The sequence below is a fragment of the Nocardia sp. NPDC059236 genome (genome assembly GCF_042754085.1).
GTDB lineage: Bacteria > Actinomycetota > Actinomycetes > Mycobacteriales > Mycobacteriaceae > Nocardia.
Genome location: NZ_JBHZAF010000003.1, coordinates 230,495 through 249,289, shown reverse-complemented (window position 1 = coordinate 249,289; position 18,795 = coordinate 230,495). Strand labels below are relative to the sequence as shown.

Below are 18,795 nucleotides of genomic sequence, written 5' to 3'. Positions count from 1 at the left end.
CGACGTTTACGAGAAATGATGCCCCCGAGTGCTAATGCACTCGGGGGCATCGTATTTGGGTGGGTGGGGATCCCGCGCTGACAAACAGGAAAGCCCCGACCGAGGCGGCGCGGGGCTTTCCTGTTGTAGTTGGGGTTTCAGGGGCGAAGCCCCTGGGAGTCCGAGAGTTGTTTCAACTCTTGGGTTTTCGTCCGGGGATGTGGCGAGCTATCGGCTCGTGAAGGGCAGCAGAGCCATCTCGCGGGCGTTCTTGACGGCCACGGCGACCTGGCGCTGCTGCTGCGGGGTCAGCCCCGTCACGCGGCGGCTGCGGATCTTGCCGCGGTCGGAAATGAACGTGCGGAGCAGGTTCACATCCTTGTAGTCGACGGTCTCGATGCCGGCGGCGATCAGGGGATTCTTCTTCGGGCGACGGGCCTGCTCGGCACGGACCTTCTTCGACGGTGCTCGCTTCACTGCCATGTCAGCGGTTCCTCACTCACGAATCGTGGATGCTTACCAGCTCGATTTGTGCACACCGGGCAGCTCTCCTCGATGGGCCATCGCGCGAACGCGCACGCGCGAGAGACCGAACTTGCGGAGATGACCACGCGGGCGTCCGTCCGCGGCGTCCCGATTGCGCAATCGTACCGGACTGGCATCCCGCGGCAGCTGCTGCAGGGCGGCCTGCGCGGCCGCCCGTTCGCTGTCGCTGCTCGCCGGTTTGCGGATGATCTCCTTCAATTCCGCGCGCCGCTGCGCCCACCGTGCCACGACGAGTTTGCGTGCTTCGTTCTTGGCGATCTTCGATTTCTTGGCCACGTCACCGGTCCTCGCGGAAGTCGACGTGCCTGCGGGCGACCGGGTCGTACTTCTTCAGGATCATCCGGTCGGGATCGTTGCGCCGGTTCTTGCGGGTGACGTAGGTGTAGCCGGTCCCGGCCGTGGACTTCAGCTTGACGACGGGCCGGATGTCGGTCGATTTCGATGCCATTGTTCTCCCTTTCAGATCTTCTCGCCGCGGGCGCGCAGCCGGGCTACCACTGCCTCGATGCCGTCGCGGTCGATGGTCTTGATGCCCTTGGTGGAGACGGTCAGCGTGATGCGCCGGTCCTCGCTGGGCAGGTAGTAGGTCTTGCGCTGGATATTGGGGTCCCAGCGCCGGTTGGTCCGCTTGTGCGAGTGCGAAACGGACTTGCCGAAGCCCGGCTTGCGGCCGGTGACCTGGCAGATGGCCGACATGGGCACTCCCTTCCGGTGGTAGATGTACATGACAATCGTTTTCGACAACGAATCTATTCCACGGTACCCTCGGTCCTCGGTAATTGAAAATCATTGTCGAAAGGGGGACCGGTGCCGTCCCAACGCAAGCCAGTGCTCGTCCTCGCGGGACTCCCCGGACGCGCCGCCGAGGGTGTCGAGCAGGCCGCCCGCCTGCTGGGCGGGAAGCCCGGAACGGTCGTGGTCCGGCACGACCTGAGCGAGCTACACCAGGGCGTGGTGCGGCGCATCGTCCGCATCGACGGCCGGGAGACCACGACCGTGCTGGAACTCGCGCACGGCTGCGTCTCCTGCACCCTGCGCGCCGACCTGCTGCCCTACCTGTGCCTGCTGGCCGAGCGGGATTCGGTGCGGCGCATCGTGCTCGCGCTGGACCCGGCCTTCGAGGCGGAGGCGGTGTGCCAGGCCATCGCCGACGTGACGGTGACCGGCGTGGTCGGCCGGGTCGACGGCCCGGCCGGGCGCAGCGTGCGCATCGACACCGTCCTCACCTGTGTCGACGCCCGCGACTGGCTGGCCGACGCCACCGGCGACGAGACGCTGTCCGAACGCGGCCACGCCACCGCGGAGGACGAGCGCACGGTGGCGCAGCTGGCCGTCGGCCAGGTCGAATTCGCCGATGCCCTGGTGGTTTTCGACGGCGAAGCCGATCCGCTGGACCGCGAGCGCGTCGCCGCCGTGCTGGCCCGGCTGGCCCCGCGTGCCCCCGTCGCCTGGGTGGCCGGGCCGCCCGGGCTCGGCGTGGATGACCTGACCTGGCTGCTGCGCCGGGTACCCACGGACGCGCGCCGCGGCGCACCCTTCGATCCGCACGCCCCGTTGCTGGCCGGCGGTCCGCCGCTGGAGCCGGATTGCGGTGTGGCACTGGTGGAATTCGCCACCGACCGCCCCTTTCACCCCGATCGGCTGCACTCGGCCATCGACATGCTGCTGGACGGCGTGGTGAGCGCCCGGGGCCGGGTGTGGCTGGCCACCCAGCCGGACGAGGTGGTGTGGCTGGAGTCGGCGGGCGGCGGGCTGCGGGTCGGCGGCGCGGGAAAGTGGCTGGCGGCCATGGCATCCGGGGAACTGGACGAGGTGGATCCGGAGCGGCGCGCGCTGGCCTCGCTGCGCTGGCACGAGCACTTCGGCGACCGCCACACCTCGCTGGTGATCCTGGTCGCCGACGCCGATCCCGAGGAGGTCCGCCACGCGCTGCACTGGGCGCTGGTGGACGAGGACGAACTGCGGCAGGTGCGCTTCGCGCCCGAACGGGTCGCGCTGTGGCCGGACCCGTTCGGCGATCAGCACGAAGAGCCGTGTGACACAACCCGATCCGCGCCCGTCACCGGGGACGGCGCCACTCGCAACAACGAAAGGTGAAGTGATGAAACAGGGAATTCACCCCGACTACCATCCGGTGGTCTTCCAGGACGTGAGCACCGGAAAGTGCTTCCTGACCCGTTCCACCGCGGTGTCCACTCGCACCATCGAGTGGGAGGACGGCAATACCTACCCGCTGCTGGTGGTCGATGTGACCTCGGATTCGCATCCGTTCTGGACCGGGAATCAGCGTGTGCTCGACACCGCGGGCCGCGTGGAGAAGTTCGAGCGCCGCTACGGCAAACGCGTTCGCGGCAATCGCAATTCGATCACGGATGAGGAGAACTGACCATGGCCGTTCCGAAGCGCAGAATGTCGCGGGCCAATACCCACAGCCGGCGCTCGCAGTGGAAGGCGACCCCGCCGGATCTGATTCCGGTCAAGGTCGGGGGAGCGGTGTACCAGGTGCCGCGCCGACTCGCACGGGCCGTGGAGCGCGGCCTGATCGATCCGGCGAAGCTCTGATCGATCAGAAGATCGGACGATCCAGACAATAGCCCCGAAGTTGCTGTCCCATCAGGCATCTGCTCGAGTGTTGCCCGTACCGGACTCGGTCGTCCGAATGTGGCGTGGGTGCTAAAAAGTTTCCCCGAAGTTGTGAACTCGTGGCCTGGCGACGGTATTCTCGTGCCTTGAGGGCGGGTTCTTCTGATCACAGAAGAACCCGCTCATCGCCACTTCAGAGCCGGTTCAGGCTCGCTTTCACGCCAGTTCACGCACTGTTCCGCAATAACATGCGGTCAGGTCGGTCGCCGGCCGTGTGCTGGAACAAATCCGACAAATCGGCCAAATCAACTGTCGGATACCACTTTCGGCTGCTGCTCCGCCGGAGCTTGTCCCGCGGCGGCCGGATGGCCGTTCGGGCCGGTGCCCCAGCCGGGCAGCGGCACTCCGGGCAGCAACTGCTCGAGCTTTGCCAGCTGATCGGCGATCGCCGTGGCCGGACCCTCCACCAGCGAGAAGGGAAACGGCCAGCGATGCTGACCCGACAGCCGCGCCACCTCGTCCTTGAGCTCGGCCGTCGTGGTCTCCAGATCGCTGATCTCGGTACGCAGTTCGTCGATCTGGGCGAGTGCCGCCGCCAGCCCGTCCACCACCGTCCGGTCGCGGCCCTGGGCATCGGTGCCCAGCTGCGGCCAGCCCTGCAGACCGGGACCGCGCAGCTGAGTCTGGATGTCGCGCAACACCTCGTCCTGTTCGGGAGTCAAGTCGGGTTCCTCCGTTTCCACATCCCACTGGCCGAAGTCGGCTCGGTCGGTTTGGTTCACATCGCATTGCACGCCGTCGACCGTGACCTGCTCGCCGGTCTGATAGAGGGCGATACGCGGATCGATATTCCCGCCGGACCAGGCCACCGTCTGCCACGCCCAGGTCGCGGTCCCGCTGTCCAGCGCCCGGCTCACCGGCCAATATCCGCCGTAGATCCCGACATTCGCGCGTCCGATGACGCTCGCCGCGCCGTCCAGGTAGGCGTCGATGGGCACTTGCTGCTGCGGGGTGGCGTCGAAATCGGCGGAGAAGTAGATGGGGCGGTCGGCCCGGCCCCCGCAGCGCAGCACCTGGGCCAGCGCGGCGCGCGCATCGGTGACGCCCGCGCCGTAGCCGTCGAGCATGCGGGCGGCGGTGGTCTCCCAGTTGGAGACGATGGAAATGCCCTGTGCGCGCAGTCCGTCCGCCTCGGCGGGAGTGAGGAGCTTGCCCGGCAGGGTGGGCCCGCCGTCGGACAGGTAGCGGATGACGAAGTCGTATCCGGCCGCCCTGATGGCACTCGGCGCGGGACGACCTGCGGCGTAGTCCAGCCCGAAACGCATGGTTCCCACTGTAATTCGGCGGACACGCCGACTGTGCCGGATTGCGGTGGTTGACTGGTCGGCTATGAGCGAACGCGACAACTGATTTCGCACGATCGGGGTAACTCGCCGGGGACGTCCAGAGTCGGGTTGGCTCTCAACTTCACTCCGCATGCATGCCTGTCAACGGCTCTCAGCCGGGCGCTGAAGTCGCGGAGAGGCGGAAAGGTGATGACCGATGCCGATACGCAATGAGGCCTGGCCCCCGGGAACACCGTGCTGGGTCGACTGCCAGGTCGACGATCCGGCGAAGGCCGGTGAGTTCTACGCCGCGCTCTTCGGCTGGGACATGCAAGGCGGCGGCGAGGACGCCGGGGGATACCTCATGGCCCTGCGCAACGGACAGGCGGTGGCGGGCATCGGGCCCAAGCCGGAGGCCGGGGTGCCATCGGTGTGGACCACGTACCTCGCGGTCGCCGACGCCGACAAGGCCGCCGAGCAGGTGACCGCGGCGGGTGGCAGCCTGCTGGTGCCGGCCTTCGACGTGATGGAGTCCGGCCGCATGTTCGTGGCCGCCGACGCCTCCGGCGCGCCCTTCGCGGTCTGGGAGGCCCGCGCGCACGACGGCGCGGCGGTGTACAACGAACACGGCGCCTATGTCTGGAACGACCTGCACACCGGCGATTTCGCGGCCGCCAAGGCCTTCTACGGCGAGGTCTTCGGCTTCACCTTCACCGAATTCGACGACGAGGCCATGCGCTACGCCACCTTCACCCCGCCCGGCGGGACCGAGTCGGTCGGCGGCATCAACGACGACAGCGTCAACGGCGTGGCCGCCGCCCAGCCCTACTGGCTGACCTGGTTCCAGTTCGAGGGCATCGACTCCGGTCTCACCCGGGCCGTGGAGCTGGGCGCGACCGTGCTCATGTCCGCCACCGACGGACCCTTCGGCCGGATGGCCATCATGGCCGCGCCGCAGGGTGAGCTGTTCGGCCTGCTCGATCCCACCACCGCCGGGACGCCCGCGGCCGCAGGCTGATCCGGAGACGAGTCGAGCCGGGTCGATCGGCATCGACCCGGCCCGGGACCCACTGACGCGTCACGCGCTCCGAGAAGGAACGGTCGCGCCGCGACAAGAACGTTCAGCGCACCGATTCCGGCCGCCGCGGACCCTGCTGCGCCGCGGCCTGCTGCGAGGCCGCCTGCAGCGAAGTGCCGTGCGCCGCCTGCGGATCCGCGGTCCTCATCGGGGTCCGCGCCGCGCGCCGGTCCGGCGCGACCAGAATGGCCGTGATCGGAATCGCCAGCGACAGCGTGCCGATGATGAAGGTCGGTACGAAGAAGTTGAACAGCACATTGCCGTGCGGAGTGGCCGCGGCCGGGTCCAGGTGCACCTCGAGCCCGGTCAGCCCGGCGTAGTGCATGCCGATCACCAGGATCGCGTACAGCACCGCGCCGGCCAGCACCATCGGCACCGAGCCGACCCACAGGCTGAACCACAGCATCAGCGCCGAGAGCACGAAGGCGATCACGTACACCGCCACCGAGGACACCAGGCTGCGATCGACACTGCCCTGAATCCGGATGGCGCCCAGCAGCAACTGATGGACGTCACCGAAACCGAAGGCCATCACGGCCGCCGCCACCAGCAGCCGCCACCAGACCAGCCGCCGGCCGTTGATGAGCAGCGCCGCGAACACGGTGGCCGCCGACAGTACCGAGAACAGGGTGATGGACACGTTGTCGTAGCGCAGCTGGCTGCCCCGCACGTCGAAGCCGAGCATCGACACGAAGACCGGCATGGCGACGCCGACGCCGCCGATGGACACCGCCGCCACGAACAGCCACACGATCCGGAACCGCTGGGTCACCGACTTGGTGGACTGGCGAATGCAGGCCAGACCGCACGCCGCGCCCGCGAACGACACGATCAAGGCCAGCGCCAGCACCCAGTAGCCCATGGAGAAGTAGATCATCCCGACACCTCTGTCTTCGTCTGCTGCGACCCTGGACGCGCGAACCGCTAACCGTGCTGCGCGGTTTCGCGCTGTGCGGTCGTCAGCCGTTCGATCGCGTACTCGGTGACGGCGGCCAGCGCCCGGCGCACCTCGGCCGGGTCGCGCGCGTCGATGTCCACGATCGGCACGCCCTCGCGCACGCTGAGCGCCTCACGAAGCTCGGTGACCGGGAAGCGCGGCGCGTCCGGGAAGCGGTTGACCGCGATCAGGAACGGCAGCGACTTGGCCTCGAAGAAGTCCACGGCCGCGAAGCTGTCCTCGATGCGGCGGGTGTCGACCAGCACCACCGCGCCGATGGCGCCGCGGATCAGGTCGTCCCACATGAACCAGAACCGCCGCTGCCCGGGCGTGCCGAACAGGTACAGCACCAGGTTGCCGGGCAGGATGATGCGGCCGAAATCCATGGCCACCGTGGTGGTTTCCTTGCCCGGCGTGGCGGCGAGGTCGTCGACCCCGTCGGAGTAGCCGGTCACCATGGCCTCGGTGCGCAGCGGCACGATCTCCGAGACCGCGCCCACGAAGGTCGTCTTGCCGGCGCCGAAACCGCCGGCTACGACGATCTTGGTCGAGGCCGTGCGCGATTCCTCACCCGGTCGCGGCGGGTACTGCAGCGCCAGGTTCGGGAACTGCCCGGTTGTGTACCCGGGGCCCCCGTGCGGGCCACCGGGGTAGCCTCCGCCGTCATAGGGCGCGGAGTCCATGCAGTGTCCTCTCCATTAGTGACCGGCGCTCGTCGAAGGTCGCCTGATCGCTCAAAGTCGAATGCACACGCAGGGTTCCGGCGACGACGAGATCGCCGATCACGACCCGCACCATACCCAGTGGCCGGCCCAGATGGGCCGCGATCTCGGCGACCGAGAGCCGCGCCGTACCGAGCCGCAGGATCTCGGTGCGCACGTCACCGGCCGGCCAGTCGAAATGGGCGGTATAGGACAGGGTTTCGACGACCGCCTCGAGCGGTAGCTCCACCGCCGGCTCGGTGCGGCCGGAGGTCAGTGCGTAGGGACGAACACGTGTGGTCGGTGGCCGGTTACCGCCGCCGCCAAGGGGATTGGTCATGCGCAGCTCATCTAGGCAGTGCGGGCGGTGGCCGAGACCACGGACCCGACCCGGTCGACCAGTAGGGCCATTTCGTAGCCGATGCGGCCGATGTCGTGCTGCTTGTTGGCCAGCACCGCCAGGTGCGAGCCATTGCCGACACTCATGACCAGCAGGTAGCCGCGCTGCATCTCGACGATGGACTGCATCACCTTGCCGCCCTCGAAAAGCTGTGCGGCCCCGGCGGACAGGCTGGCCAGACCGGCGGTCACCGCGGCCAGCTGCTCACCGCGGTCGGCCGGCAGGTGCGGGCTGGTGGCCTGCAACAGACCGTCCGCGGAGACCAGGACGGCGTGCGAGACGCCCGGTACCTCCCGGGTGAAGCGGGTGACCAGCCAGTTCAGATTCTCATCGGTGGTGGTGCGCTGGGTGTCGGTCATGCATGCCCTCCGTCGTTGTACTGGGAGTCGGCCCGCCCGGAGCGGACACCGCTGAGATGCCTGGAGAGGCTGTCGCGGATCTCGTCCGGATTGCGGCCGCTGCCGTCGTCCTCCTGGGCGACGGCACCGGGCACCAGCTGGGCGCCGGGTCGCCGAATCGGCAGGCCGCCCTCGGTGCGACTGGTTGTGGTCGGATTGGCCGCCTCTTCGGCCGCGGCCCAGCCGCTGTCCGAACTCGACGACCAGGCAGCGCCGTCCTCGTTCCCGTCGGCCGGTTCCACCAGCCACTCGGAGACCATGCGCTGATAGATCGGGGTCGGGGCCGCGCCGACCGGACGCAGGCCGGGCGGGGGAGCGACCGGGCGCGCGGCGGCGGGTGCGGCCTCGTCGCCGCGAACAATGGTGTCGGCGTTGCCGTTCGCGCTGCCGTTGCCGTTCGTGCTGCCGTTGGTGTCGGCGGCCGGGATCGTGGGCCGATCGTTGTCGCCGAAGGCGCTGTACCCGTTGCCGAAGTAGCTGCCGGTGTCGGGCCCGTTCGGATTCCAGCCCCGCGCCGGCTCCGCGATCTGCGGCTCGGGGGCGGGCGCGACGGTCTCGGGCATCCAGACGGACTCGGGAGCCGGCTCCGGCTCGGGCGTGCGCGCCTCGCCCCAGTAGTGCATCGGCGCGGGACTCTGCTGCGGCGCAGCCGGTTCCGGCCGCAGCGCGGACACGCTGTAGGCACGCGCGTCCTCGGGTTCGCTGAAGGCGTCGGTGAAGCCGTCCGAGAACCGGTCCTGCACCTGCGCCACCGGCGGCGGCTCGCTGAACGTGGGAACGATCGGCTGCTCACCGGTGTCGGGGCCCGGCTTGCGCTGCGGCAGGCCGGAACTGGTGAAACGCGCGGTGGTAGTGGCCGCGGCGGGCTCGGGCAGGTTCGGCACCGGGGTCAGCCGCGGCGGGGCGAGCACGGGCTGCGGGCCCGTGATCGGGCCCGAGGGCGCCGGAATCGGGCCGGACGGTACCGGAATCGGCCCGGACGGCATCGCGATCGGGCCGGAGGCCAGGGCCGCCGGGGGCACCGGCAGCGGGGAGGCGACGGGGTACTGACCGGTGGGGTCGCCGACGCGCTCCGGTGCGGGCGAGACCAGGCTGCCCGGCAGGTGCACGCTGCCGGTGATGCCCGGCTGCTGCACCATGGCGGAGGTGCGGCGCAGGCTGACGGTGATGTTGTGCCGCTTGGCCAGGCGGCCGACGACGAAAAGACCCATGCGGCGGGCGGTCTCGACATTGACCTCGCCACCGGAGGCCAGGCGGTCGTTGATGCCCTGCAGGTCCTCGGCGTTCATGCCGAGGCCGCGGTCGGTGATCTCGATCAGGTAGCCGCCGTCCACGGCGCGCGCCACCGACACCGCCACCGGGGTGGTGGGCGGGGAGTAGCGCAGCGCGTTGTCGATCAGCTCGGCCAGCAGGTGCTCGATGTCGACGGCGGGCTCCCCGGCGACGATGCCGTCGGGCACGGTGCCGATCTCCACGCGCTGGTAGTCCTCCACCTGGGAGACCGAGGACCACAGCATGTCCGACAGCGGCACCGGCGCGAGATGGCCACGGCGCAGCGCGGTGCCGGCCAGCACCAGCAGGTTGTCGCCGTTGCGGCGCATGCGGGTGGCGAGGTGGTCGAGGCGGAACAGCGACTGCAGGCGCTCGGAGTCGTCCTCGTCGCGCTCGAGCTCCTCGATCAGCGACAGCTGCTGCTCCACGAGGGATTGGCTGCGGCGCGAGAGGGTTTCGAACATGTTGCCGATCTGCAGGCGCAGTCGCGCCTGTTCGGCGGCCAGGTGGAGGGCCTGGGAGTGGATGTCGTCGACGGCTCGGGCCAGCTGCCCGATCTCCTCGGTGGTGTGCACGTCGACCGGCGAGATCTCCGGGGTCGCGCCGCCGGCGCGCACCACCTCGAGTTCCTGCGGCAGGTCGATGTGGGCCACCTGCAAGGCGTCTCGCCGCAGGCGGCGGACCGGGACGACCAGCGAGCGGGCCACCACCAGCGCCAGCGCGAGACCGGCCAGCAGCATGCCGATCACGATGGAGGTGTCGCGCAGCACGTTGTTGCGCGCCTCGGTGGTGAGCGCGGCCAGCTTGGAGTCCATCGAGTTCGCGACCGTGGACACTTCCTTCTCGTAGGCGTCGGCACTGCCGCGCAACGAGTCCTGCATGGCCGGCAGGCTGCCCGGATCGGGCACGTTCTGCATCAGGATGCCGACACGCGCGCCGGCATTGTCCTTCAGCGTGTTCGCGTTCTGCGCCGCGTCCGGCGCCATGCCGCGATACACCTCGATCATGGTGATCTCGGCGCCGATGGCGGTGAGCAGCTTGGTCCGCAGCGCCGGATTGGAACCCGCCCCGGGCGCGGCGAGCATGATCCGCTCCTGGGTGAGCAGGCGGGAGGCGGTCTCGGCGGCACCGAACTGCAGGAAGGACTGCTGCACCCGGAGGTCGCCGACGGTGGGCGCGCCCGCGAGCGCGTTCTGCGCCCGGGTCTGCACCTCGTCGACCTGATCGCCGATGGTCTGGGGGGAGCTGGTGCGCAGGCTGTTGCGCATGGTCTTGGCGACGGCGATGGAGGCGCCGAGTTCCTTGGTGACACCCGGATCGGCGTTGGAGGACTTGAGGACTGTTTCGAGTTCGGCCTCGGCCTGATCGAACTTGGCCGTGGCGGCGTCGAGGTCGGGGTCGACGTCCTGATTGCCGCCGGTGATCGCGGCGACCGCGAGTTCGTTGCTGCTGACGAGGAATTTGATGGTGGGGCGGAGCACGTCCATCTGCTCGCTCGCCGCGCTCAGTTTCGAAATGGTCTGCAATTCGCTGTTGATGCGCAGTACCGCGAACGTCGCGGCGAGGAGCACCGGGAGCACCAGCACGATCCCGACCTTGCGGGTAACGGGCCAGTTGGACAGGCTGAATTGCCAGGACCGGGGTGCTGCTTCCATCCCGCTTCCGTCGCCTCCGCTTCACGATTGACCCTCGGGTACGTATGCGGTTGTGCGGCTTTGGGGTCGAACCCGCGCGGAACCAACTAAGGGTCTTCTTTTACGGCCTGCAACATACCGCGTGAGCTGTCCAACGGCAATTCGTAGGACTTTGAGGTTTAGTTTCCGAATGCGGCCTTCCCGCAACGGGTTTCGCGCGAATTTGGGTGACACCGCAACCACTTGGCGTCGGCCCTCCGTGAAACGCGCAGGTCATCTGCCTCACTCGTCCGGCGTGTCGAAGGGGACCTTCTCAGTCACCTCTCAGTCGCTGTGGGCAGACTGGTTGCCATGCGCATTCTGGTAGTCGACGACGATCGCGCGGTCCGGGAATCGCTGCGTCGCTCGCTGACCTTCAACGGGTACACCGTCGACCTCGCGGTCGACGGTCTGGACGCCTTGGAGAAGACCACCAGTCAGCGACCCGACGCCCTCGTCCTGGACGTCATGATGCCCCGGCTCGACGGGCTCGAGGTGTGCCGCCGGCTCCGCAGCACCGGCGACGATCTGCCGATTCTGGTACTCACGGCACGGGATTCGGTCTCCGAACGCGTCGCCGGACTGGACGCCGGCGCCGACGACTACCTACCCAAACCCTTCGCCCTGGAGGAACTGCTGGCCCGGCTGCGCGCGCTGCTGCGCCGCACCGCCGGCGATCCGGCCGACGCCTTCTCGGAGGCCATGGCCTTCGCCGACCTGTCGCTGGATCCGGTCACCCGCGAGGTCACCCGCGGTGAACGCCAGATCAGCCTGACCCGCACCGAGTTCTCGCTGCTGGAAATGCTGATGGCCAACCCCCGTCGTGTGCTCACCCGCAGCCGCATTCTCGAGGAGGTGTGGGGCTACGACTTCCCCACCTCCGGCAATGCGCTCGAGGTGTACATCGGCTATCTGCGCCGCAAGACCGAGGCCGACGGTGAACCGCGTCTCATCCATACCGTGCGCGGCGTCGGCTACGTGCTGCGCGAGACCCCGCCGTAGGAGCCGTGCTCGTGGGAAGAACCGTTCCCCGGCGGCCGGTGGTCGCCGGACTCGGGTCGCGTCCGGAGTCGGCCGAGCTGCGGCCGCCCATGCCGCTGACCCGGTCGGTCTCGCTGCGCTGGCGGGTCACGCTGCTGGCCGCCTCCGTGGTGGCCGTCGCGGTCGCCTTCACCTCCATCGCCGCCTACGCCATGGTGGCACGCTCGCTGTACGCGGACGTGGATTCGCAACTGCGGGCGCGGGCTTCGGTGATGATCGACAACAACCTCGACAGCCTCGGCTTCCAGTCGCTGGTGTTCGCCGGGCTGTACTCCAGCGATGTCGGCGTCGCCCTGGTCTTCCCGGATCAGTCGCAATACGTGCCCCCGCAGACCACGCTTCCGCCGATCGGCAATCAGGAGCGCGCGGTGGCCCGCGGCGAGATCAGCTTCTCGCTGCGCACTGTCGAGGATCAGCGAGTGCTGGCGCGGCGCACGCACTCCGGATCCACCCTGGTCGTCTCGCAGCGACTGCAGCCCACCAAGGAGGTGCTGGACCGGCTGGCCTGGCTGCTGTTCGTGGTCGGCGGCTGCGGGGTCATCGTGGCCGCGGCGGCCGGAACCACCGTGGGCCGCACCGGCTTGCGGCCCATCGCCCGGCTCACCGCGGCCACCGAGCGCATCGCCCGCACCGACGACCTGACCCCCATCCCGGTCACCGGCGACGACGAACTCGCCCGGCTCACCGAGAGTTTCAACGCCATGCTGCGGGCCCTGGGCGAATCCCGGGAACGGCAACGCCGATTGGTCGCCGACGCCGGCCATGAGCTGAAGACGCCACTGACCTCTTTGCGCACCAATATGGAACTGCTCATCGCCTCCTCCCGGCCGGGCGCGCCCCGCATCCCGGACGAGGACATGGCCGAACTGCGCTCCGACGTGATGGCCCAGATCGAGGAGTTGTCCACGCTGGTCGGCGATCTGGTCGACCTGGCCCGCGAGGATGCGCCCGAGACCGTCTACGAGCAGATCGACCTCGGCGACGTGGCCGAGCGGGCGCTGGAACGAGTCCGGCGGCGGCGCACCGGAATCGAATTCGATGCCCAGCTGCGCCCCTGGTTCATCTACGGCGACGAACCGGGACTGGAACGCGCACTGCTCAATGTGCTCGACAATGCGGCCAAATGGAGCCCCGAGGGCGCCAAGGTCTTCGTCGCCATGCGCGAGAGCGGACGCGGGCTGCTGGAGTTCGCCGTCGACGACGCCGGGCCCGGCATTCCGCCCGCCGAGCGGGAACTGGTGTTCGAACGCTTCTACCGGACCACCGCCTCGCGCTCCATGCCCGGCTCCGGACTCGGGCTGGCCATCGTCAAGCAGGTGGTGACCAAACACGGTGGCACCATCAACATCGATACTTCCGACCGCGGCGGCGCTTTGATCCGTATCGTGCTGCCTGGAGAAGGCGCACCGCCGCTGCCCGACTCGGCGCCGGACTGAGCGCCGGAAAGCTCGGCGAAAAGCCAGCACGGTCTCAGTCCACTCTCAGTCGTTACCGCCAGGCTTGGCGACGAGACTCGAGGAGAAAACGAGAAATGACCGAGGATTCGACAGTATCCCCCTCAAGCGGGCAGGGCCCCGAGCCCGAAGGCGATGCCCCGGATACCACCGCCTCCGGCCTGCCCAAGCGCGACCCCGCAGGCTCTGCCACCCCCGAGGCCGGATCCCAGCCCTTCGACGGCTTCGCCGCCTCCGCGGCTCCGCAGCCGGGCGCACCCGCCCCGGGCGGAATGACGCCACCGGCGCAGCCGGGCCAGCCCGCCCCCGCCGGACCGGCCGCGGCCCCCGGATCGGCCGGCCCCGCACCCGCGGCTTCCGCCGGATTCGGTGCGGCGCAGTCCTTTTCCACCGGCACCCCTCAGGGGCCGGGCCCCGGAGTCCCGGCCGGACCCGGTTCCGGCATTGCTGGACAACCGGTTCCGGGTCCCGCAGCGCCGGGCCATCCGGGTGCCGGCGGCCCGGCCTACGGCGCGGACCCGGCGACCCAGATCCTGCCCGGCGCGGGTTACGGTGCGCCGCAGGGCGCCCCGGCCTACGGCGCGGCTTTCGGTGGGGCACAGCCCTATTCGGCGCAGTACGGGGCCGGGCAGCATCCGACCGAGGAGATTCCGGCCGGCCTCTACGGTCAGGCGTACGTGGCGTCGGGGGCCGGGTACGCCACCGGACAACATCCGACACAGGTGATTCCGGGTGCACCGGGCGGCCCGGGCATGCCGGGGATGCCCTACGCGGGCGCGCCCGCGCCCAAGCGGTCCGGGCGCACCGGTCTGGTCGCGGGTGCGGTGGTGCTGGCGCTGCTCAGCGGCGGTATCGGCGGCGCGGTCGGCGCGCTGGCCACCCACCACAACGACACCCGGTCCACGGTGACCAATGCGCTCGATCAGCCGGTCGGCAATGGCAAGACCGCGCCCGCGCCGGAAGGTTCGGTGCAGGCGGTGGCGCAGAAGGTGCTGCCCAGCGTGGTCATGATCCGGGTCGCCGGCGCGCGGGCCGAGGGCGAGGGGTCGGGCGTGATCCTGTCCTCGGACGGCCTGATCCTCACCAACAACCACGTGGTCAGCGGCGCGGGCCAGAACGCCAAGATGGATGTGGCCTTCAGTGACGGCACGACCGCCCCGGCCACCGTGGTGGGCGCGGATTCGGTGTCGGACATCGCGGTCATCCGGGTCACCGGTAAGACCGGTCTCCAGCCGATCGACCTGGGCCAGTCGGCGAACCTGCAGGTCGGCCAGGGCGTGGTGGCGATCGGTTCGCCGCTGGGCCTGGCGGGTACCGTGACCAGCGGCATCGTGTCCTCGCTCAACCGACCGGTCTCCACCAGCGGTGAGCCGGGCTCGCAGGGCACCGTCATCGACGCCATTCAGACCGACGCGGCCATCAACCCGGGCAACTCCGGCGGCGCGCTGGTCGATATGAGCGGCAAGCTGATCGGCATCAATACCGCCATCGCGACCATGGGCACCGCCGAGTCGGCGGGCGCGCAGAGCGGCTCCATCGGCCTCGGCTTCGCCATTCCGGTGGACACCGCGCGCCGGGTGGCCGACGAGCTGATCAAGAACGGCAAGGCCACCTACGCCCAGATCGGGGTGACCGTGCGGGCGCAGGACGACGTCAACGGCGCGCGCGTGATGGACGTGTCGCCCGACGGCCCGGCCGCCAAGGCCGGCATTCCGAAGAACGCGATCATCACGAAAATCGATGATCAGATTGTGGATTCGGGTAATTCGCTGATCGCCGGGGTGCGCTCGCACCGGCCCGGCGACAAGGTCAAGGTGACCTACACCGACGACCAGGGCAAGAACCCCAAGACCGTCGAGGTGACCCTCGGCGAGGCAGCTGCGGAGGGCGGCCGATGATGATTCACGAGAGCGGTAGAGAACCGACCCCGGCGATTCGTGTCACCGGTGACGGGGGCTGGGAGCTGTTGTCGGACAAGGGCGCTACGGTGAGCACCATGGAAATCGATACCGCTGTCGCGGGCCGTGCTCTTGTCGTGGTCGTCGACGATCGAACCGCCCATGGCGGGGTGGACTCGCTGGGTCCGCTGGTCACCGAACTACTCACCGAGGCCGGGTTCCTGGTGGACGCCTCGGTGTCGGTGCAGGCCGATGAGGTGGAGATCCGCAATGCGCTCAATACCGCGGTGATCGGCGGTGTCGACCTCGTCATCTCGGTCGGCGGCACCGGCATGTCGCCGCGTGACGTGACCCCGGAGGCCACCGAGGAGGTGCTGGACCGGGTGCTGCCCGGCATCAGCGAGGCGCTGCGTTCGTCCGGGCTGGCCTCGGGTTCGCTGGACGCGGGGCTGTCCCGCGGTCTGGCCGGGGTCTCCGGCAGCACGCTGGTGGTGAACCTGCCGGGTTCGCGCGCCGCGATCCGGGACGGCATGGCCACCCTGGGCCCGCTGGCCAGCCGGGTCATCGACGAACTGTCCGGTCTGTCGGAATGATCGACGCCGAGCAGCCTTCCGAGTCATCCGAGACCTCAGGGTCATCCGAGACCTCGGAACCACCCCGTCCGGCCGAGAGCCGGGCGGGGTCTCGTCGTTTGACACCCGCCGAGCGCGCCCGGCTGGCGCGCATCTTCGGTGACGAGCTGCCGTCCACGACCACGGACGAGCGCACTCCCGAGCCCGAATCCGGCCGATCCTCCGATGATTGGCTGCGCTCCCAAGTTCCGCCACATCACGGCTGAGCCTGCTGCCGTATCGCGGTCGAGTCGCGTTCGCGACGTATTCATATCCGGCTATACGCCGTAGATCCCGCATGCCTGGTCACGGTCCGACGGTTCCATTCGCCAGATAATTGCCACGTCCCCTGTTATCTGACTTGATACGTCCGTTATAAGATTGTTGCTAACGGGTAGCTGTCATGGCTAAAATCTCTCGCTGGTCGCTGAAGCTACAGCTCGAACGAGTTTGAGTTGCGCGCTCGATCATTGCTTCTATCGGAGTCCTGTGTCGCATTAGCCTCTTCAGCCCCGGTGGTCGGGGTTGTCCGCAAGAAAACTGATGAGGGAACTATGAGCGGCAACCGGAACGCCGGTTGCGTCGCGCCGCCCGTGTCGCGGGCGTTGCCGCGGCGGCCTCCGTGGCTTCCGGCCTCCTGTCGACCGGCGCTGCCAATGCCGATACCTTCGTGCCGCTGCCCGGCGGCTCCATCACCGAGACCATGGATGACGGCACCGTCGTGACCATCACCATGACCGGCGAGTCCGCCAACATCAACCCGTCCATGGGCGCCACCCCGCTGCACCGCAATGCCTGGGTCTCGGGCAGCGCGCAGGTGCAGCTGTCCGGCACCAACAGCAGTGTCGGCCGCAAAATCGTGCCCGGTTGCGTGGTCGGCTGCCAGGTCGACATCGCCGGTGGCGGCGCCAACGGCGGCCCCAGCATGGGCGCCAACTACGACGGTTCCAGCCCGACCGCCGGCGCCAATGTCGGCGGCAACCTGAGCGGCTGCGGCGGCTACGTCCAGGCGCGCTCGTTCGTCGCGGTCCAGGTCGAGACCGACAACGTCATCACCGCCTACACGCTGTGGGGTCAGCCCTTCGGTCTCGGCTGATCAGTTTCCGCCCAGCGGATTCCGAAGGGGTCCGGTGCGATTAGCGCCGGGCCCCTTTTGCTATCCGCGACTTTCTCGACATACCTGCGGGTTTGTGTTGGCCAGTGGTCAACTCTGTTCGCTCACGTCTCAGAGCCCACTCCTGTGATGTAAAGTGCCCTCCGTCGCTACGCCAAAAGAATTTGTGACCAGTAACACGGTGGCAACAATGTGGCGACAAACTCAACCGGGGATTCGGAAGGGTCCCATTTCAACCTCGGTGGTCGAGGTTGAACTGCTTGAAACCTGATGAGGGGAAGTATGAGCGAGAACCGCACCCACGGTGTGCGTACCGCGGCCCGCTTTGCGGGCATCGGCGCGGCTGCAGCCGTGGCCATCGGCCTTTTTTCCACTGGTGCCGCTAACGCCGACACCTTCGTGCCGTTGCCGGACGGCCAGAAGGTGAACCCGGCGGGCACCGTCACCATTACCCGGACGGGCGAGCACGCCATCGTGTCGCCGTCGCTCTCTGCCAACGGTGCCGGCCGTGTGGTGTGGGTGAGCGGCGCTGCCACCGCGGTGATCGATACGCCGGACGGCACCGTCGGCCCGAACAACGGCCCGGTCGGCGGCCCCGGCTCGAACAATTCGTCCACGCACGGTACTTCGCAGATCAACACCGGCTACATCGTCGGCTGCCAGATCTCCATCGGCGAGGACGCGATCTCGGCGGGTATCTCCGGCAACGTGAGCCTCAACAGCGCGGGTGTCGGCGGATCGATCGGTGTCAACCTCGGCCCCGGCCAGGTGGCATTCGTGCAGATCGACTCCAAAGATGTGCCGAAGTCGGGCACCTACTCCGTGGAGTACCGGGATGCCGAGATCCAGATCCAGGGTTGCGCGGGTTACGCCCAGGCGCGTGCGTACACGGTCGTCGAGGTCATCGGCGACAACTACTCCAAGACCACGCTGTACGGCCAGCCGTTCAGCATCGGCTGAGTGGTCTCGCCCCGCCAAATCCTTTCTCGCGTAAGCGAATTCAAACCCTGAGGGACAACCAGAAATGAACATCCGTAAGACCGTGGCGCGGGTGGCCGGTGTAGGCGCCGTCGCTACCGCCGCTCTTGGCCTGTTCTCCACCGGTGCGGCCAACGCCGACACCTTCGTGCCGCTGCCGGGCGGCGAAATCACCCAGACTCTGTCCGACGGCACCGTTGTCACGGTGAAGCTGGTCGGTGAGTCCGCCAACATCAGCCCGTCGATGGGTGCCACCCCCGTGCACCGCAACGCCTGGGTCTCGGCCTCGGCGCAGGTCCACATCGACGGTGACACCACCGCCACCGGCGGCAAGATCTACCCGGGTTACGTCGTGGGTTGCCAGGTCACCATCGACGGCGGCAACGTCAACGGTGGTGCGACCGGCGGTGCCAGCTGGGACAACTCCGGCAATGTCACCCCGCAGGCCGGTGTCAACTCCGGCGCCAACCTGACCCTGGGTCCGGGCCAGGCCAAGTCGTTCTACATCCTCGACGAGGAAATGCCGGACGACTACGGCAAGGAAATCCACAAGACCCGCAACAAGTTCAATGGCAACGATGGTTCGGTGACCTGGTCGGACGAGACCATCGGCCTGAACGGCTGTGCCGGTTACGCCCAGGCGCGCTCCTTCGTGAGCGTCGAGGTCGAGACCGACAACGTCATCAGCTGGGTCACCCTGTGGGGCCAGCCCTTCAGCCTGGGGTAAAACCCGCTAGCTGGTAATGGCAACGGGCCCGGCGCTTTTCGCGCCGGGCCCGTTCGCTGTATCCCGCTCCGATATTGCTA

22 protein-coding genes are annotated in these 18,795 nt (G+C 68.6%); 12 read left to right on the top strand and 10 right to left on the bottom strand.

Annotated elements, in window-relative coordinates; genetic code table 11:
- Nucleotides 1–207 precede the first annotated feature (207 nt).
- From rpsR to rpmB, 4 genes are read right to left on the bottom strand one after another with little or no spacing between them, the layout of a single operon-like run.
- Complete coding sequence (rpsR, locus tag ACFXIV_RS10395) at nucleotides 208–462, bottom strand: 30S ribosomal protein S18 (protein ID WP_011211513.1); 255 nt, start codon at nucleotides 460–462, stop codon at nucleotides 208–210.
- 33 nt (nucleotides 463–495) lie between these two features.
- Nucleotides 496–801, bottom strand: a complete 306-nt coding sequence (rpsN, locus tag ACFXIV_RS10390) for a 30S ribosomal protein S14 (RefSeq protein WP_379397327.1) — start codon at nucleotides 799–801, stop codon at nucleotides 496–498.
- A 1-nt stretch (nucleotide 802) separates the two neighbouring features.
- Complete coding sequence (gene rpmG, locus ACFXIV_RS10385; RefSeq protein WP_354836290.1) at nucleotides 803–973, bottom strand: 50S ribosomal protein L33; 171 nt, start codon at nucleotides 971–973, stop codon at nucleotides 803–805.
- Between the two features lie 11 nt (nucleotides 974–984).
- A complete protein-coding gene (rpmB, locus tag ACFXIV_RS10380) occupies nucleotides 985–1,221 on the bottom strand; it encodes a 50S ribosomal protein L28 (protein WP_354836567.1) in 237 nt (78 codons plus the stop codon).
- Nucleotides 1,222–1,332: 111 nt separating this feature from the next.
- On the opposite strand from rpmB, the gene mrf reads away from it, so the two are divergent.
- The 3 genes from mrf to rpmF are packed head-to-tail and all read left to right on the top strand — an operon-like array spanning nucleotide 1,333 to nucleotide 3,087.
- Complete coding sequence (gene mrf / locus ACFXIV_RS10375; RefSeq protein ID WP_379397329.1) at nucleotides 1,333–2,622, top strand: ribosome hibernation factor-recruiting GTPase MRF; 1,290 nt, start codon at nucleotides 1,333–1,335, stop codon at nucleotides 2,620–2,622.
- Nucleotides 2,623–2,626: 4 nt separating this feature from the next.
- Nucleotides 2,627–2,911 carry a type B 50S ribosomal protein L31 gene (locus ACFXIV_RS10370; RefSeq protein WP_379397331.1) on the top strand — a complete coding sequence of 95 codons (285 nt, stop codon included), beginning with the start codon at nucleotides 2,627–2,629 and terminating at the stop codon, nucleotides 2,909–2,911.
- Nucleotides 2,912–2,913: 2 nt separating this feature from the next.
- Nucleotides 2,914–3,087, top strand: a complete 174-nt coding sequence (gene rpmF, locus ACFXIV_RS10365; protein WP_379397333.1) for a 50S ribosomal protein L32 — start codon at nucleotides 2,914–2,916, stop codon at nucleotides 3,085–3,087.
- A 326-nt stretch (nucleotides 3,088–3,413) separates the two neighbouring features.
- Here the strand turns inward: rpmF and ACFXIV_RS10360 are convergent, their stop codons facing one another.
- Nucleotides 3,414–4,433, bottom strand: a complete 1,020-nt coding sequence (locus ACFXIV_RS10360; RefSeq protein WP_379387312.1) for a DUF1906 domain-containing protein — start codon at nucleotides 4,431–4,433, stop codon at nucleotides 3,414–3,416.
- A gap of 217 nt (nucleotides 4,434–4,650) precedes the next feature.
- Here ACFXIV_RS10360 and ACFXIV_RS10355 point away from each other — a divergent pair, with 217 nt between their 5' ends.
- The gene (locus tag ACFXIV_RS10355) at nucleotides 4,651–5,451 is read left to right on the top strand and encodes a VOC family protein (protein ID WP_379397335.1); all 801 of its coding nucleotides are present in this window, start codon (nucleotides 4,651–4,653) and stop codon (nucleotides 5,449–5,451) included.
- 103 nt (nucleotides 5,452–5,554) lie between these two features.
- On the opposite strand, the gene ACFXIV_RS10350 is transcribed toward ACFXIV_RS10355, so the two are convergent.
- The 5 genes from ACFXIV_RS10350 to ACFXIV_RS10330 all read right to left on the bottom strand — a co-directional run bounded on the left by ACFXIV_RS10350 (nucleotide 5,555) and on the right by ACFXIV_RS10330 (nucleotide 10,874).
- The gene (locus ACFXIV_RS10350; RefSeq protein WP_379397337.1) at nucleotides 5,555–6,388 is read right to left on the bottom strand and encodes a hypothetical protein; all 834 of its coding nucleotides are present in this window, start codon (nucleotides 6,386–6,388) and stop codon (nucleotides 5,555–5,557) included.
- 47 nt (nucleotides 6,389–6,435) lie between these two features.
- Nucleotides 6,436–7,047 carry an ATP/GTP-binding protein gene (locus ACFXIV_RS10345; RefSeq protein ID WP_379397732.1) on the bottom strand — a complete coding sequence of 204 codons (612 nt, stop codon included), beginning with the start codon at nucleotides 7,045–7,047 and terminating at the stop codon, nucleotides 6,436–6,438.
- A 64-nt stretch (nucleotides 7,048–7,111) separates the two neighbouring features.
- Nucleotides 7,112–7,489 carry a DUF742 domain-containing protein gene (locus ACFXIV_RS10340; protein ID WP_040812792.1) on the bottom strand — a complete coding sequence of 126 codons (378 nt, stop codon included), beginning with the start codon at nucleotides 7,487–7,489 and terminating at the stop codon, nucleotides 7,112–7,114.
- Nucleotides 7,490–7,500: 11 nt separating this feature from the next.
- A complete protein-coding gene (locus ACFXIV_RS10335; RefSeq protein WP_154789962.1) occupies nucleotides 7,501–7,908 on the bottom strand; it encodes a roadblock/LC7 domain-containing protein in 408 nt (135 codons plus the stop codon).
- Complete coding sequence (locus ACFXIV_RS10330) at nucleotides 7,905–10,874, bottom strand: ATP-binding protein (protein WP_379397339.1); 2,970 nt, start codon at nucleotides 10,872–10,874, stop codon at nucleotides 7,905–7,907. The genes ACFXIV_RS10335 and ACFXIV_RS10330 overlap by 4 nt, the downstream gene beginning before the upstream one ends.
- Nucleotides 10,875–11,204: 330 nt before the next feature.
- On the opposite strand from ACFXIV_RS10330, the gene ACFXIV_RS10325 reads away from it, so the two are divergent.
- From ACFXIV_RS10325 to ACFXIV_RS10290, 8 genes are all read left to right on the top strand, one after another.
- Complete coding sequence (locus tag ACFXIV_RS10325; protein ID WP_379397341.1) at nucleotides 11,205–11,894, top strand: response regulator transcription factor; 690 nt, start codon at nucleotides 11,205–11,207, stop codon at nucleotides 11,892–11,894.
- Nucleotides 11,895–11,983: 89 nt separating this feature from the next.
- Nucleotides 11,984–13,369 carry an ATP-binding protein gene (locus ACFXIV_RS10320; RefSeq protein ID WP_379387503.1) on the top strand — a complete coding sequence of 462 codons (1,386 nt, stop codon included), beginning with the start codon at nucleotides 11,984–11,986 and terminating at the stop codon, nucleotides 13,367–13,369.
- Nucleotides 13,370–13,830: 461 nt separating this feature from the next.
- The gene (locus ACFXIV_RS10315) at nucleotides 13,831–15,285 is read left to right on the top strand and encodes a S1C family serine protease (RefSeq protein WP_379397734.1); all 1,455 of its coding nucleotides are present in this window, start codon (nucleotides 13,831–13,833) and stop codon (nucleotides 15,283–15,285) included.
- A gap of 98 nt (nucleotides 15,286–15,383) precedes the next feature.
- Entirely contained in the window at nucleotides 15,384–15,878 is a 495-nt protein-coding gene (locus ACFXIV_RS10310; RefSeq protein ID WP_354836561.1) for a MogA/MoaB family molybdenum cofactor biosynthesis protein, read from the top strand.
- Nucleotides 15,879–15,976: 98 nt separating this feature from the next.
- On the top strand, nucleotides 15,977–16,123 hold the full coding sequence (locus ACFXIV_RS10305) for a hypothetical protein (RefSeq protein WP_379397343.1): 147 nt from the start codon (nucleotides 15,977–15,979) through the stop codon (nucleotides 16,121–16,123).
- A gap of 395 nt (nucleotides 16,124–16,518) precedes the next feature.
- On the top strand, nucleotides 16,519–16,992 hold the full coding sequence (locus ACFXIV_RS10300; protein WP_379397345.1) for an MspA family porin: 474 nt from the start codon (nucleotides 16,519–16,521) through the stop codon (nucleotides 16,990–16,992).
- A 300-nt stretch (nucleotides 16,993–17,292) separates the two neighbouring features.
- Nucleotides 17,293–17,970 (top strand): MspA family porin, encoded by a 678-nt coding sequence (locus ACFXIV_RS10295; RefSeq protein WP_379397347.1) that lies wholly within the window; start codon nucleotides 17,293–17,295, stop codon nucleotides 17,968–17,970.
- Between the two features lie 64 nt (nucleotides 17,971–18,034).
- Nucleotides 18,035–18,715, top strand: a complete 681-nt coding sequence (locus ACFXIV_RS10290; RefSeq protein WP_379397349.1) for an MspA family porin — start codon at nucleotides 18,035–18,037, stop codon at nucleotides 18,713–18,715.
- Nucleotides 18,716–18,795: the final 80 nt, after the last annotated feature.